The sequence below is a fragment of the Cohnella algarum genome, assembly GCF_016937515.1.
Taxonomy (GTDB): Bacteria; Bacillota; Bacilli; order Paenibacillales; family Paenibacillaceae; genus Cohnella; species Cohnella algarum.
The window spans coordinates 4883478-4899566 of the sequence record NZ_JAFHKM010000002.1; the positions used below are offsets into that span (position 1 = coordinate 4883478).

Annotated in this window: 11 protein-coding genes; 1 reads left to right on the plus strand and 10 read right to left on the minus strand. The window is 53.4% G+C overall.

The annotated features are described in order from the left end of the window. Window positions 1-23: 23 nt before the first annotated feature. From JW799_RS22010 to JW799_RS22045, 8 genes are all read right to left on the minus strand, one after another. Complete coding sequence (locus JW799_RS22010) at window positions 24-2993, minus strand: Tn3 family transposase (protein ID WP_028598545.1); 2970 nt, start codon at window positions 2991-2993, stop codon at window positions 24-26. Between the two features lie 14 nt (window positions 2994-3007). Then, window positions 3008-3925 carry a tyrosine-type recombinase/integrase gene (locus JW799_RS22015; protein ID WP_006211804.1) on the minus strand — a complete coding sequence of 306 codons (918 nt, stop codon included), beginning with the start codon at window positions 3923-3925 and terminating at the stop codon, window positions 3008-3010. 267 nt (window positions 3926-4192) lie between these two features. Further along, entirely contained in the window at window positions 4193-4537 is a 345-nt protein-coding gene (locus JW799_RS22020; protein ID WP_006211803.1) for a hypothetical protein, read from the minus strand. 14 nt (window positions 4538-4551) lie between these two features. Further along, window positions 4552-6222, minus strand: coding sequence for a serine-rich family protein (locus JW799_RS22025; RefSeq protein ID WP_139787294.1), 1671 nt, complete (start codon window positions 6220-6222; stop codon window positions 4552-4554). A 352-nt stretch (window positions 6223-6574) separates the two neighbouring features. Beyond that, window positions 6575-7846, minus strand: coding sequence for an IS110 family RNA-guided transposase (locus JW799_RS22030; RefSeq protein WP_338026314.1), 1272 nt, complete (start codon window positions 7844-7846; stop codon window positions 6575-6577). 1107 nt (window positions 7847-8953) lie between these two features. Continuing rightward, window positions 8954-10063 carry a DUF3626 domain-containing protein gene (locus tag JW799_RS22035; protein WP_139787295.1) on the minus strand — a complete coding sequence of 370 codons (1110 nt, stop codon included), beginning with the start codon at window positions 10061-10063 and terminating at the stop codon, window positions 8954-8956. A gap of 72 nt (window positions 10064-10135) precedes the next feature. Further along, the gene (locus JW799_RS22040; protein ID WP_080839482.1) at window positions 10136-11704 is read right to left on the minus strand and encodes a family 10 glycosylhydrolase; all 1569 of its coding nucleotides are present in this window, start codon (window positions 11702-11704) and stop codon (window positions 10136-10138) included. A gap of 167 nt (window positions 11705-11871) precedes the next feature. Beyond that, window positions 11872-12189, minus strand: a complete 318-nt coding sequence (locus tag JW799_RS22045; protein ID WP_080839484.1) for an MTH1187 family thiamine-binding protein — start codon at window positions 12187-12189, stop codon at window positions 11872-11874. A 316-nt stretch (window positions 12190-12505) separates the two neighbouring features. Between JW799_RS22045 and xerS the strand changes: the two genes are divergently transcribed. Next, window positions 12506-13591 carry a tyrosine recombinase XerS gene (gene xerS / locus JW799_RS22050; RefSeq protein ID WP_080839486.1) on the plus strand — a complete coding sequence of 362 codons (1086 nt, stop codon included), beginning with the start codon at window positions 12506-12508 and terminating at the stop codon, window positions 13589-13591. Between the two features lie 97 nt (window positions 13592-13688). Here xerS and JW799_RS22055 read toward each other — a convergent pair whose 3' ends face one another. Further along, on the minus strand, window positions 13689-14702 hold the full coding sequence (locus tag JW799_RS22055) for a phosphotransferase (RefSeq protein ID WP_205431715.1): 1014 nt from the start codon (window positions 14700-14702) through the stop codon (window positions 13689-13691). A gap of 4 nt (window positions 14703-14706) precedes the next feature. Beyond that, complete coding sequence (locus tag JW799_RS22060) at window positions 14707-15987, minus strand: stalk domain-containing protein (protein ID WP_205431717.1); 1281 nt, start codon at window positions 15985-15987, stop codon at window positions 14707-14709. Window positions 15988-16089: the final 102 nt, after the last annotated feature.

Here is a 16089-nt window from a genome sequence, read left to right on the forward strand (position 1 = left end):
GGCTACACCGCCCGGACTACCGATCACTCACCTTCCTGTTGTTTCAGCGGTCGTAATGAGTTGAGAGACGTATTCTGCTTGAAGTTGAATTTGTATTCACCTAGAAAATTGATGTGCTCCCATCCAAGGGGGGAAATGTGATTTAGCAGTTCTTCCTGAAGCTTACCTTGCTTTTTGCGGTGTTCAGTTGCCTGCTGGAGATAGACGGTATTCCAAACGCTAATTGCATTGATGATAATGTTCAACGCACTTGCCCGTTGGAGCTGATCTTGTAGCGCACGTTCCCGCAGTTCGCCATGTTTGCCGAAGAAGATCGCTCTGGCCAATGCGTTCATGGCTTCTCCTTTGTTCAACCCCCGATGGATTTTTCTCCGCAGCGCCTCGCTCGAAAGGTAATCCAGAATGAAGATCGTTTTCTCGATACGCCCCATTTCTCTCAGCGCGGTAGCCAAGCTGTTTTGTCTTGCATAGGAACCGATTTTCCCCATAATGAGTGATGCTGAAACGGTTCCTTCCCGGATGGAGTGAGCCAGCCGGAGTACATCGTCGTAGTTCTCTTGAATGATCTTTGTATTAATCTGTCCGCGAAGCAGCTTCTCCAATTTAGGGAAAATGGACGGTTTTCCGATAGCGTAGAGCTTGGAATCAGCCAAGTCGCGTAAGCGCGGCGCAAAGCGAAATCCAAGCAAATGCGTTAAACCAAAGACTTGATCGGTGTAACCGGCCGTATCCGTATAATGCTCCTCAATGGACAAGTCCGTTTCGTGGTGGAGCAAACCGTCGATGACGTGTACGGCATCCCGAGCGTTCGTATTGATGACTTTCGTATAGAACGTGGAAAACTGGTCGCTCACGAAGCGATATATCGTTGCTCCTTTTCCGGTCCCGTAGTGAGGATTCGCATCTGCGTGAAGAGACGATACACCGATCTGGACGCGCATTCCATCAGATGAGGAGGTAGTGCCATTCCCCCAATATGAAGGCAGCGCCAGCTTATGATGAAAATTGACAAGAACAGCTTGCGCTTTATTCATCGCGTCTTCGTACAGCCGCCATTGAGCTGTATTGGCCATTTGCCGATATGAAATGCTCGGCGTGGCTTCAGCCATCTTCGTAAGCCCGATGTTCGTTCCCATTGCCATAAGGGTAGCCATAAGGATTGTTGTTTCTTCCTCGTTCGGAGCGCGGTTACTGGAAGCGTGAATAAACTGCTCATGAAAATTCGTCCAGTTGGCTACTTCCATGAGCAGATCCGTAAGCTTAATTCGTGGTAGCAGCTCATAGAGGGAAAGACTGAAATTTCGGGATTCATCGGGAACATCTTTCTCCAATCGCTCAATGTGCAATTTCCCGTTCTCCAAATTTACTCCGTCCAGCTCATCGATGTGATCCGAAACCCAATTTAATCTTTGAAGAAGTGCTTCAATCCGTTCTTCAAGATATTCCTTTGCGGACAAACTGACGGCAAGCTTTGTAGCGTTAGGATCAATGCCATTCCAATCGGCTTTCGGAACAAGGTATTCCTCGAAATCCTTATGCTGACGGCTTCCGACTATGGACACGTCCCCGGAACGAACGTAATTCCGCAACTCTGTCAGGACAGCCATTTCGTAGTAATGCCGGTTGATCGTTCCGTCATCGTCGTAAACGTGCTTTTGCCAGCGGTTCGAAACGAAGTTCAGCGGCGCGCCTTCCGGAACCTTCCGCTTCCCGGTTTCATTCATATCCCGGATGATATCGACCGCCTTCATTAGCGGCTCTGCGGACTTAGTTGACCGAAATTCCAACGATTTTAGCAGCGTTGGCGTGTATTTTCGGAGCGCATAGAATTTCTTTTCTAACAAGTCCAAGTAGTCGTAATCAACTGGTCGCGCCAGCCGTTTAGCTTCCTCCACGGATGCGACGACCTGATCCCACGGCATGACGGCATCAAGAGCAACAAACGGATCAATGCCTTCGCTTCGGGCCTTAATAAGAGCGGCTCCAAGATCGGCAAAGTGAACAACCTTTTCGTTGATCGATTTACCGTTTTGCTTTTGAAGTTCCTCTTGGGCCTTTCTCCCTTTGGAAAGCAGTATCATAATCTGCCGGTCATGAATCTCGAAAGCCAGGTCTGTCAAATCCTGAATTAGTTCCAATAGGTACGCTACTAAAATCGCGTACTTTTTCGGATCATTAAAACGTCTGAAAGAATGAGGTTCGTAACGCGAACCGATTTTAGAAAGTTGACGTAGACGGTTCGGATGGATGCCTTTCGTATCGACTTGCAGCTGCAAGTCGCGTAAGTATTCGAGTTTTTCAATCACCTTCAAAAAAGAATCCGGAGAGCTAGTACCTGGAATTTCCCTTAACCATGCTAAGTAGGTTTTGCTACTTTCCGGCATGGTGGTTAAGACGCGATCCAGCTTAGCAATTTGTAATTCTGTCAGTGAACTGCTGAGCAGCTTGAATATTTTTTCTTCTGTTCGTTTGCGCGTTTCCCAAACGGCTCTTTCAATTGTAGCCATTGAAGGGAGAATGATTTTACGCTTACGTAAATCTTCGAGTGCGAGTTGAATCAGGTGTAAGGGATTGCCGTTTGCCATTGCATGGCTAAATAGATGCTTGCACAAAGAACGATATTCGCTCAAGGTGAATGTCTGGTAGCCATATTCTTTCCGGATCTCATCCAGATGCTCGTACTTCGTTGCTTCTCGGTCGCCGTAAGATGCAAAAGACTCCACATCGGCATTGATTTGCTTTGCAATATGACGAAGAATTTGAACCGGCACTTCTTTTGTATCAGAAAGTGTCCAGCCGAGATAACGAAGTACGCACAGCTGCACGGCAAAGCCGAGTCGATTATAATCTCTTCGCCGCTGCTGTATGATTTCAAGGTCATGCTGTGTAAATGTGAAATAAGTGCCCAATTCCCATTCGCCAAGATCAGGCGGTATCTGCAAATAATGCAGCCGTTCCTCCGGAGTTAGCAGTTCCCTTACTCTCGCGTACATCGTACTTCATCCCCCTATTGCCAAGCTATTTTTTCGACTTCCGCTTGCAGATCCGCACGGGTTGCCTTGACGTAAATCATCGTTGTGTCCAGACTATCGTGTCCCATAATTTGCGCCAAGCGGTGCAACGGCGTGTTTTCTGCCATCACATAGCCGAACCGGTGCCGTAGATCGTGGGCGCTCAATCCTTCGAGCCGGGCTGCTTTCATATATTTTTGAATTAAATGACGTAAAGCACGTTCGGTTAATCGATCGCCGGTCTTTTCAGATGGAAACAGAAAAGGACTGTGCGGAGGGAGTTCTGCCAGATATTTTTCTAAAGCAACTCTACACGTGGCGTTCAAAGGAACTTCCCTCTGTTTATTTCGTTTTCCGGATCGGACCGTAAGCTGACCACTACGTTTACCGATTTGAATATCTCCGGGAGCCAAGTCACACACTTCCATGCTTCGTAAGCCCGTGTGAAACATCACGATTAGAATCGTCTGATCCCGAAGAGAACCGCCATGCTCGGCCGCAGCAACCAAAGCAGCTTCTTCTTTGTCTGTCATCTGTCTGGGGCTTACCTTTTCTTCCGGAACCAATTTAACCGGCTTCGAAGGGTCGCGGCGAATCCTGGATTCTGACACGGCCCATTCAAAAAAACGTTTCAGGGTAATAAGCCGCCGGTTAATGGTCGCCGGTTTCAATTCCATTATTTTTTGTGCTGCTTCCCTATATCGCGTTAATGTTGGAGTAGCCACATCTTCAATTCGAAATATAATCTCTTCCTCTTGGTGGTAGGCGGTCTCAAACCAGCCGATGAAATGTTTTAGGTCGCTTGCATACTCTTTTAGTGTTTTGGGATTCAAATCTTCGTGGGTGGTGAGAGCGTGAATGAAGTCCTGAATCGTCTGATCGCCCTGTTCCGAAATCCCCGGTGTTTCTCTCATTAGCAAAGCCTCCAAATCTTGTCTTACATTAGCGGACATGATATTCTTATTTTAACCGAAACATTAGCGGACATCAAGTGTATGCTTTGAAAACACCAAATGACCGCTAATCTTAATTAGCGGTCATTTAATATTAGGAGATCATTCCTTCATGATGGTTCGTAGAGACGATTTGCGCAACCGAGGAAACACTCGTGCAGCAAATGAATCGGCAACGAATCGCGCTATAGGAATCGTTTCTGCGCGATACTTCACGAAGCATATTTTTTATTTTAATATCAATTCGATGATGTTGCTTGTTTTGCCACCGGATGACGAACTTTTTTGACGCATTGTCATCCTCCCTGCACCTGCCATTTCCACGAGAATTTGCCCGATGGCGTTTGTGGTATCAATCACCATGTTTTTGATTGCTTTAGGTTCCAGCGTCACCCCGTTGTCGATGGCTGTGCCATCGATCACACTTGGCAATACATTGCCGTTTGCACTGTCTTTGACGACCATGTTAATATTTTTTTCTTCGTCGCTGCCATTGTTGATCGCCACCGAAAGTGTGGTTTCTCCGTTTTTGCGAGACATCGTGAACGTGGTTTTTGAACTGTTTTCAAGCATGGGTAAACGCCTCCTTAAGCGATTGAATTATTTTGGTTTAACATATCAAAAATGCGCTGTTGTTTATTTTTTTCATCATCGAGCAGTTTGGAAATAATCCCTTCCAAATTCGTCGTCCCCGACGTGCCGCAGGTACAGCCGCTTGTTGATCCGCTAGAAGGCTGACAGTTACAGCAGGTACGGCATTTGCAAAACAAAAGCAATAAGGCTAAAAGCACGGAATTGTCGCTAATTTGAATTTGATTGCCAACGGTGAAGTTGTTGCCATTGGAGACGGTGTTTGCCGAGTTGTTTGCCGAGCTCGCTAACCCGTTTGCCGTGCTCACTAAGGCGCTGTTGTAGTCAAAGGTGTTGTTGGATTCACTGGTATTCGTGGATTCGTTGGTGGCGCAGCTGGTGGAGTTTAACGTGCTGTTGGCGGTGCTTGCGTTGTCGTTCGTTGAAGAGTTGTCAGCATTGGAGGTATTGGTGGTAGTATTATCGCCTGTCGACGCTGTTGCTGTAGGCGTAGAGGTGTTATCACCTGTGGTGGCAGTGGCACTGGTTGTGGATGAATTATCGCCAGTGGTTGAGGAACTGTCACCTGCACTCGATGTAGCATCTGTATCCGATGAGTTTGTTGCAGGACCACTTGTTGTGGTTGACGTATTATCACCATTCGTTGATGTGCTATCACCTGAGCTGCTGGTGGCGTCCGTATCCGATGAGTTGGCCGCAGGACCACTACTTGTGGTGGAGGTATTATCTCCATTGGTGGAGGTACTATCACCCGATGACGAAGTGCTGGTGGCGTCTGATGCGTTGTTCGAGCCGCTAGTTGAGGTTAATGTATCGGTCACGGTAGCCGAACTATCATTATCACTGTTGTTGGTTGCACCACTGGTGGAATTAACCGTTTCGTTAATGGTAGAGTCACTATCGGTATTAGAGGTATTGTTCGAGCCGCTTGTGCTTGTTAATGTGTCATTGACAGTAGCCGAACTATCATTATCACTGTTGTTGGTTGCACCACTGGTGGAATTAACCGTTTCGTTAATGGTAGAGTCACTATCGGTATTAGAGGTATTGTTCGAGCCGCTTGTGCTTGTTAATGTGTCATTGACAGTAGCCGAACTATCATTATCACTGGTGTTGGTTGCACCACTGGTGGAATTAACCGTTTCGTTAATGGTAGAGTCACTATCGGTATTAGAGGTATTGTTCGAGCCGCTTGTGCTTGTTAATGTGTCATTGACAGTAGCCGAACTATCGTTATCACTGGTGTTGGTTGCACCACTGGTGGAATTAACCGTTTCGTTAATGGTAGAGTCACTATCGGTATTAGTGGCGTTCGTTGCCGTACTTTGGTTATCGACTTTTTCGAAAATTTTCGAGTCGCTGTCGCTTTCCGAATGATTTTTAGCGCCACTTTCGCTTGTAAGTTGATCGTTAATGGTGGATCCGCTGTCGTTATCATTTGTGCTTGTGGCATTACTAATGGCATGAGCTTGGTTTTTAGCAAGGTTTTTAGCAAGGTTTTTAGCAAGGCTTTTGGCAATCGCCTTGTCGATCGCCTTGGCTAAGGAAATCGTCACTTTGACAGGCGGCTTGCGGTGTTTGTGTTTTTTACGATGACAGCTACACGCTGTTTGCTGGGAAGATTTTTTTTTGCAGGTTGTTTTTCTTTTTCTAAATTCCTTTGTCATTACTTCTATCCTCTCCTTTGATGGGGGTAGTTGACTACCCTTTAGTATATTTGCCTGCTATTAACTCGGAAACGGCGAATCTACCTATAAATTTTTGTCCATCCATCAAATACACAGAAAATGGGCAAAAAAAGACCTTGTCTCGCTCTCGGCAAGACAAGGTAAGGTCCATGACAAAGCCTAGCGGTGGAATGTCAAGGGGTTGATCAATGAAAATTGGAAGGAAACTTGGGAAAAATCTGTTTTGAGCCTAAAAAAGGCAATACGAAACCTGACCCAGCCAATAGACGGAATTTTCAGACGACTGTTTGGGCGGGTCTAATGGAAGTGGAGAAAAAATCAGGAATCTGGTTTAATTCCTCCTCTCCGGTGGTGTGTACAGTTTCTTGGTCTTCAGTAGCATGAAGACCAACCGTACCAATTTGCGTGCGGTAAGGACGAGTGCTCGTTTGTGCTGGTGTTTCGTAACTTCGTTAAATTTCTTGTGGTAGAACGCTTCGTATTCCGAATCGTATTTGCGAACTTTATCTGCTGCTTCAACCAAGTAGTAGCGCAGATACTTGTTGCCGGTCATCACGCGCTCGGTATCTTCAGCTTCAAAATCTCCGGACTGGTACTTGTTCCAGACCAGACCGGCGAATTTGGCCAATGCGTTGTGATCATCAAATCGGCTAATATCACCGATCTCGGCCAGGATTCCGGCTGCATACACGGCTCCGATGCCTTTGACGGATGTCAGTGTCTGCTGAAAGCCTTTCATGATCTTGTCGATCTGTCTATCCAGTTTCTTGACCTCAGCCTCCATGTTCTTAATGACGCTGAGGGTGACGGACAACGAGATATTGACCGGATCACTCATGGCTTTATCCAACCGATACGAAGAGCGGGCCAGCTTTTTCAACAGTTCCGCGATTTCTTGCGGATTGGCGAAACGTTTTTTGCCCTTCTCCTGAAGAAATTCAATCAGCTTTTCCATGGGCATCTCCGCGATGCGTTCGGGATCCAGCTCTTGGATCACAGCCAGACTGGTGGCGCCGAAAGTGTCCGAGAACGGATTGTCGATCCGCATCCCGCTGAACTTCAGAAACACCTGATTCAGGAAATACGCTTTTTCACGCTTGATACTGTGGATGAGGTGAAAGCGCGTGCGAGTCAGACGCTGCAAGGCTTGGTATTGGACTACTTCATTCATATCGTGAGGCAGTCGTCCGAAACGCAGATGGTCTGCAATCACCCAGGCATCAATGCGGTCGGTTTTGGGAAGGGTATCATAGCCCTTCTTGAACCGAGCCACTTTACGAGCATTCAAGACGTAAACCTGAGCCTGAACGTTGGGTTCATAAGGAGCGAGTTGGTCTTTTAAGTAGTGGGCCAGGTGCCATCCAAGATTGGATGTCGCCTCCATCCCGATGCGAAGCGTTTGGCACCCCACTTCCGCCGCCGTATCCAGCATCCGACGAATGAGGGTATCGGCCCCGTGTCGGTCGTTGGTGACGGAGAAAGAGGCCAGCTTCCGGCCGTCCCCGCCATGAATTGTACATGGTGGGAACGCAAGCTTACGTCTATACCGATCAGCATTTGGGACATGGGATTCACCTCCTCGGGTGCTTGTACACAAAATCAAGCCGGACTCGGACCTGGGTGCCCGTGGAAACCACCTGCTGCAGCCTCGTCATCAGCACTCACCCATGGGGAAGACAATTGCGGGGTGCTACTCCCCCATCCCGCATGAGGGCGCAACTAGCGGTCAGAATCTGAGCGGTGGATCCGGGTAGCAGGCTTTTGAAGCAGTACCTTGCGGTCTGCACGGAGGGAAAGAAGTCTCCCGAGATCAAGCTTGTCGATCCCATTGTTCCACGGACAGTTCCGAGTTGTAAAGCGGCGTTCGCTTGCCATGCGACCTCTCGCATTCGAACGCTGCATGTATTCAGTTGTGGAAAAGCGCATGACAAAGAAACAGCAATGGCAAATCCATTCTGCGATTAGAGCACAAATTGTGAATCAGTTTTTTGAGATTTCCCCGACTTCCCCATCCAAAGAAGGGGATAAAACGGGTGAAGCAAAAACTAGCGGATGAGGAAGCCAGGGGCTTCTCAAACGGCGGGCTCTTCGAATCGTCCGGATCGATCCGAAGAGATGGAGGACAGAGGCTTCGCCTCCCCGACTTCCGTTCCTCGCCCTTCGGGCTGCGGTACGGGTTCGGCTACATCATCCACCACCGCCGCTGAGTTGATGATCATCATATGGAAATTCATCTAAGCTGTTTCCGGTTGTCCGGATCAACTGGAAATTCGCTTGAGATGAGCTTCTAAACTGATTATACGAGGAGGTGTAGCTACCCTATGTTTGATATATGCAGGAGGACGGGTTTTCGCTCCCCTTGCCCTGGACAGTCAACCGGGGTATTGCCAACAAAACGCGGAAAGCGTACGCTAAGAAACCTTGAAATTTATTAGCCTCAATCTATCCAAATGATTCCATCCAAAAGAAGCAAACCCTCCCTACTTTGCAAGGGCTAGGGGGATTACCAAGAATATAAAAGAGAAAAGAATCGGAAATAAGATCAACCTCAAATAGTCGGTGATTCCTTAAGTATAAGAAACGTTGGCTTTTTTATATAGAAAAATCCTTAGAGTATATTTTCGTCAAAATGTTGGATGGACCCCTTTATACTGCGAAAAGAAGCCGCGGAGAGATTCGCTTCCGCGGCTTTGCGCTGCCTCTCGAAACTTCAACCGCGATGAAACTCCCGAAACGGTCTCCCGTACCGGACCAGCACATGCCACAGCAGTTTTAATTCCTGCAGCGCCTCCGCTTCGGTCCCGCGATCCTTCCACCCTTCCGGATTTCGCTTTAAATCCGCCGCGGCCGCTCCGATCGCGCTCGCGTCGATCAGGCCGTTGCGGGAAATGCGCCTGGCAAGCGACGGCATCGCCGGCCCCCGGAAGTCTCCCGGCACCTCGCTTGCCGGCAGAACGAACCCCATATGCCAATAGAGATCGATGCCGTACTTCTCGCCGATACGCTCCAGAGTGCCCCCGACGGGAGTGCCTTTGAACGAAGGATCGGCAACGAGCGCCACCGCGTCTTCTCGCAAAGAGATTTCCCCGTGAACCTGCGCTTCAATATAATGGTTCAGATTGCGATTCGCCGCGCCCATCGAAGGCTCGGGAAACGGCTCTTCCAGGCGAGCCGACCATAATTCGATCAGCTTGCGCGGCGTCGCGTTTTTTTCGCCGATGGCGTACTCCCCGAAAAAAGCGTCCTTCAACAGCGCGGCCATCACGTCGTCCAACTCCTCGAGCGTGCCTTTTTCCTTCGGGTTCTGGTGCGAATCCAGATAAGTGTAGGTGCTACGCCGCGAAACTTTCGGAGACAGCAGAAAATAGCAGGAGCCGAACCTCGAAGCCGGTCCGTCCGGTCGCAGCGTCAAATCGAGCGCCCCGTATTTCGGCCGCTCCCCGTCCGCCCGTTCCTGCGAATGGTAGGCGCCTTCGAACAAGTCGTTCTCCCACCGGTCCCGTTCGCCGCCCGGGAAAGCCGTCAGGCTGCCGTTCGATAGTTTCGTCTCGAATTGGCTCTTGTACTTCCCCTCCGCCAGCAGGCTTTCGGCAACGGTCATCATCCTGCTGTCCAGCCTGTCCGGGTGAAAATGCAGCGCGATCCTCGCATGCTTTCGGAGCTTGGCGAGAGCGGTTTCGTACGCGCTTCGAGGAATGTCGCTCATATAAAGGATTTCCTCGATCGTCTGCAAAGCATCCCGTTTCCGGGCTTCGGCGCATGCCGCAATATGCTTCAATGCCGACGATTGCGACTTCGTGAGCGGATTGCGACCGGACATGCTCATCCCTCCGACTTGCGCGATCAGATTGAAAAGGGAGCGCCGCCGCTCCCCCGATGCCCATCGATTTCATTACCCGGTTTGATAATAGTTCCGAAGCGCTTCGATCACGCCAAGGGGATTTTTGATCAAATCCTTGGCGCTGAAGAAAAGATCCCCCGAAACCTCCGGCACGTTTTCGTTGTACTTCAGTTGGTTCACGATTTCCTGCGCCGTTTGCCAGCCCGTCTCCGCCGTGCCCAGCTTGTACGGTGCGTGGCCGATATACAGCTCGACGCCGGTGCCCTTCACCTCGTTTGCCCACCAGTCGGTCAACATATCGTACCGCGCGGCGGAAAACGAGAGACTCCAGTAAATTTGCGGAGCGACGTAATCGATCCATTCCTCGCGAATCCACGTTCTTACGTCGGCATACATGTCATCGTAGGCGGATACGCCCGCCCTCGTGTCGGAACCGGTCGGGTCCGCGCTTTTGTTGCGCCAAACGCCGAACGGGCTGATGCCGAACTTGACCTGCGGCTTCGCCTGTTCGATCGCTTCGCCCAGATCGCGCACGAACCGGTTGATATTGTCGCGCCGCCAGTCGCCTTTGTCGGCGAAGCCGCCGCTGTTATAGGCGGCGAACGCCGCGTCGTCGGCAAACGCCGTCCCCGACGGATAGAAATAATCGTCGAGGTGCACGCCGTCGATATCGTAGCCGTTCACGACTTCCAGAATTGCATCGATAATATGCTGCCGCGCTTCGGGAATGCCGGGGTTGATATAATCTTTGCCTCCGGCGCGAACGATCCACTCCGGATTCGAAAGGACGACATGGTTCGATGCCAGCGCCGCCGCATTGCCGTCAACCGTCGCCCGGAACGGATTGAACCAAGCTTCGAACTTCATGCCGCGAAGATGCGTCTGCTCGACCATATACGCCAAAGGATCGTAGCCCGGATCGAGCCCTTGAAAGCCGGTGAGCGATTTGGACCAGGGCGCGAGCGCCGAAGGATACATCGCGTCCCCCGCCGACCGCACCTGAACGAATACGGTGTTGATTCCCATCCCTTGCAGCGAGTCGAGCAATGCTGTAAACTCATCCATTTGTCGAGTCGGGTTCCCGTAAGACGAAGCCGACGGCCAATCCAAATTGTAAACCGTCGAAATCCAGGCGCCGACCACGCCTTCCGGCGGTCCTCCCGTTCCCGCGCCCGAAAACAGCGAAATGCTGCGGGTCGCCGAATCCCAGTTCACCGTAAGCCCGAGCTGTTCTCCGACGAAACGCAGCGGCACCATCGTCCGGCCCTGTTTCGCCTGAACGGTCGTATCCAGCGCGATTTTCCCGCCGTTGACCGTCGCGTGGTTTTGTCCCATTTGCATCGCGATCGTCGTTTGTCCAAGCCGGATCGCGACCGTTCGGGTTCCCGCGTTCCATTCGACGGCCGCGCCGAGCTCTTCGCTGACGACCCGCAGCGGCACGAGCGTCACGTTCTCTTTCGGGACAATGTACGGCGCGACGTCGCTCGACAGCTTTTTCCCGTTCATGAAAATCGCGATCGAATTCGACGCCCGGGCCGAGGTCGCCAGCAAGCCGGAACCCAGCAAACCTAAAACGAGCAATAAAACCGAACCTTTGTAAAACCGCCTGCGAACGTTCATCACTCCCGATCCTCCATTTTTCGGCAACAAAATCAAGCATCGTTCCGACGCCTCGACTATTAGACGTCGCGTCGCGGCGAATGTTACGAGATTCGGCTCGATTTAGCAAAACTTAATTTGCCGGCGGCCGCGCCGCTCCGTCGCGCGCGCTCCGCCGCCGGCGCTTCTTACTTCCGTTCCGCCCGCAGCTTTTGCTCGACCGACGTCATCTTCTGTTCGATCGAGCCGGCTTTATCCCTTCGGTCGTCGATCGTCAGCGTCGTCGAAACGCGCAAAGCGCCATGCTCGAACGGCACCTCGTGCATCCGCCGGACGACGGAAAGAAGCTCGTCGAGCTCCCCCTCGATAATCGTGCTCATCGCCGTCATCTGGTAGCGTACGCGGCTGCCCGCTTCCTCCAGCACTCGCTGCACCGCCGCGACATATTCGCTTACGCTCGTGCTCCCGGTGCCGAGAGGAACGATCGTCACTTGAACGATGGCCATCCCCGCTCCCTCCTTTCGTTCCGTTCGGTTACCTTCATTATAGGAGCCTCTGCCGGGACGCGCCAGCTTCCTCCTACACCGCCCGAAGGGGATGCCGCATCCGTTTCCGTCAAGGAACGGAAGCTCTTGAGAATTCCAGATCATTTATACTATTAATTTTTTAAGGCATTAAATTAAGGCCCGATCCGCTTCTCCCATGATATACTAGTCTTGATAACTGTCATCTGAAAAACCGGCACGATGCTCCACTTTAAACTACATAACAATAATTATGTAAACTAATCAATTTTGCGCTGCAAGCGCTATGGGAGAGCCTATGAATCTGCAGAAAAAGAAAGACCGCGAAGAGTTGGACCGGCGCATTCCTTCGATGCCGTGGTACGTCGAGAAGTTCGTCAACTACAAGCTGCCCGACCTGTCCCCCTCCTCCCTGCTCGAGTATGTGCGGGATTACGAAACGTTTTTTTCGTGGCTGATGGCGGAGGGCTTGACGAGCGCCGGGAAAATGTCCGACATCCCGCTGCTCGACCTGGAGAAGCTGCATATGGACAGCATCGACAACTACCGCATGTTTCTCGCCGCGCGGAAGGAGCACGCGAACAGCCGGACGACGATCTCCCGCAAGCTTTCGTCGCTGCGCTCCTTGTTCCATTATTTGAGCCAGATCGCGGAGGACGAGAATTTCTACCCGCTGCTGAAGCGCAACGTGATGGCCAAGGTGTCGATCAAGCGGGCGCACAAGCCGAAGGACACGGCCGCCAAGCTGGAAGGCAAGCTGCTTCAGGAAGAAGAAATCGCGGAATTTATCCATTATATTAAGCATGACTATGCGGCCGACGTGGCCGGCAACAAACAGGCGCTGTACGCGCATGAGCTGAACGCCGCGAGAGATGCGTGCATCGTCAGCCTTATTCTCAATTCGGGGCTGCGGGTGTCCGAAGTCGTCAATCTGAATATCGACGATTTGGATATGAAAAAGAAGCTGACCCACGTCTTTCGCAAAGGCAAAAACGACGACACGTTCAAAACGCCGGTCTATTTCCGGCAAGAAGCCGTGGCCGACCTGGAAGCCTATTTGCAGCAGCGGGAGACGCGGTACAAAGCGCCCAAACGGGAAAAAGCCCTTTTTCTCGCCGTGGCGAACGGCAAAAAAGAAGGCTCGCGCATGACCAAGCGCGCCATTCAGGAAATGGTCATCAAATACGCCAAACGGTTCGGCAAGCCGTACTTGTCCGTCCACAAGCTGCGGCACTCGTTCGCGACGGATTATTACTTGCGCAACGATCTGTACAAAACCCAGGAGCAGCTCGGCCACGCTTCGCCCGAAACGACGCAAATTTACGCGCACCTGACGGACAAAACGATGGAAGAAGCGATCGACCGGCAGCGTTCGGCGGAATAGCGGAGAATGCCGGCCCGACTTGCGGCCTCGCATCGTTACGCCGATTTTGCCCGCACCAGGCGCCGCCCTTGCGGCGCCTTCCGTGGGCCGTGCGAACTCACGCGCCGTTCGCGACGAGCCGGCGGCAGCACGCGATCACTTGTCCGGCGCGGCGTTGGAGCGAATTCAATCCGTTCGCGGCGGAATCGATCTGCTGCCGGAGCGTCTCCTCCCCGTCCACGCCGTCCAGCCGCCGCCCGAGAAAATGCACGAACACATCGAGCTTGCGCAGCTCGACCAACGGCAAAATCGCCTCCGCCTCCTCGGGCAGCAGCCGGACGCGCCGGCGAAAGCCGTCCGCAAACGCCGTCATGGCGTCCGCCGCGCCTTCCGTATCCAGCAGTCCCGACAGAACGACGGCAGGCTCCATCGCGCGAACGTCCCGCGTGCAAAATTCGAAGTCGAGCACGGCCGCGATCCGGTCGGGACGTCCGGTCTCCGCCAGCAAATTCGAGTCGTTCACGTCGCCGTGGACGAGCTGATGCGGAAGCCCCCGCAGCTTGGGCGCGACCGCGCGGAATTGCCGCAGCCGCTCCGCGAGCAGCATGAGCTCGGCCCGCTGCCCGTGAAACGCGGGCGGCGGCGCGGCGCAAAACGCCGCGATCCGCTCCTGCGGGCAGGACGGATGCGCCGCATCCATCTCGTAATACGGGGGGTATTGGGGCGGCAAATCGATGCGAACGGCCGCCAGATTCAGGCTCAGTTCGCCGACCGTCTCGCCGACCGCTTCCGCCGTCCGGCCGTTCGCGCTGTCCGGCCGCTCGCCTTCGAGATAGCGGAACAGGCAGCCGAAGCGGCCGCTGCCGTCCTCCAGCTTCGCGAACGTCGCGCCGGACGGATGCGCAAGCGGAACCGGCACGCGGAACGCCGTGTCCATTTTGGCCAATTCCGCCAGCAAGGCGTGCTCGAACGCGATTTTTCCCGTGTCCCGGTGCGTTTCGTAAATCCGCAGCACCAGGCGCTGCCCGCCGACGGTTACGTAACGCGTCGTATTGTTCCAGCCCGCGAGCCCCGCTTCCGCCTTCCAGCCGCCGCCCGGAAAATACGTCGCCAGCAAGGCGTCGACAGGCATGCCGTCAATCCCCTTCCCGAACGACGATCCGGTCGATCGCAGCCATCTCGGCTTCCGACATCAGCCCGAGCCTCCAGAACGACACGCCCTTCAAGCCGTAGCGCTTCGCCAGGCCGACGATCGGCACGAGCGTGTTCTCGTTTTCGTTGAAGACGTTGACGCCGAGCAGCAGCTTGCTTTCGGGCACGCCCGCGGCCGTCGTCAGGCGAATCGCCTCGTCGATTTTCGCGATCGGGTCCGGATTTCCCTTGGCGCCGTAATCGTAGGCCATCAATACGAGATGATCCGCGTACTTCGCCAGCGTTCCGTAATCGTAGCCCTTATAGGAGCCGTTCGGCGGCGGGACCGCCAGGGCGATCTTGAGGCCGTCCGCCTTGACGCGCTCCGACAGCAGCTTGACGTAATCGTTAAGCTGCTTGCGCACCGTCTCGGGATCGTCGGTCAGCGCAAGTCCCTCGTAATCGAGCATGATGCCGCCGAAGCCGGCTTCCTTCGCGAGGGCGGCCAGCTTTTCGATCGATTGCGCCCGCAGCGTTTCGTCCGTCAGCGCCTTCGTCAATTCGCGCTGTCCGTCCACCGCGAAAGCCATCAGGTAGGCGTCCGAAGACTGGCCGTTTACGCGGCTCACGATCGATTCGGGCGTCACGTCGCCGTCGGCTTCCGGCCAATAGAAGTCGGCGCCGTCCGTCACCAGCTCGCCGTCGGCGTTGATCCGGGTCCAGCCGAACGCCGCCGAGTCGAGCGTATCCAGCCGATCGATCTGATCGTAGGAGCGAATCGCGTAAAAAGCCTGCACGTGCATTTCCCGCCGAGGGGACTCGATCGAGATGACGCGCGTGCCCGAATTCCAGTCGACCGCGGCGCCGAACTGGCGGCTGAAAAACGCGAGCGGGATCAGCACTCTCCCCTGCTCCACGGCCGGCGCGGCCCCGAGCGCGACCTCCGCTCCGTTTACCTGCGCCGTCTTCTTCCCGACGCGAAGGACCACCTTCGCGTCGGCGCCGTCCGCTCCGATGCCGGTCGCCAGCACCGTTTTCGCCGCGGCGTCCCAAGCGACGTCGATGCCTAGCGCTTCGGCAATCGCGCGGAAAGGCACCAGCGTCGTCCCCTGAACGAATTTCGGCGCGGCATCGAACGGCAGCGCATAGCCGTCCAGCCGGATTTCGACGGCGGAAGCGGCGCTCCCCGCCGCTTCCGCGGCAGGTGCCCCGAGCCCCGGCGAGGTGCCGAACAAGGCCGCTCCCAGCGCGGCCGCCAGCGCCCTTTTCCCCAAAAGCTTCACCATTTTCAAGTCTCTCCCCGATTGCTCCCGAAGGTTCGATAGATTCGCAAAACATAGATTCATAGAAAAGCCGGTTCTTCAAAAGCTCCCCCGCGCCGTTGAAGC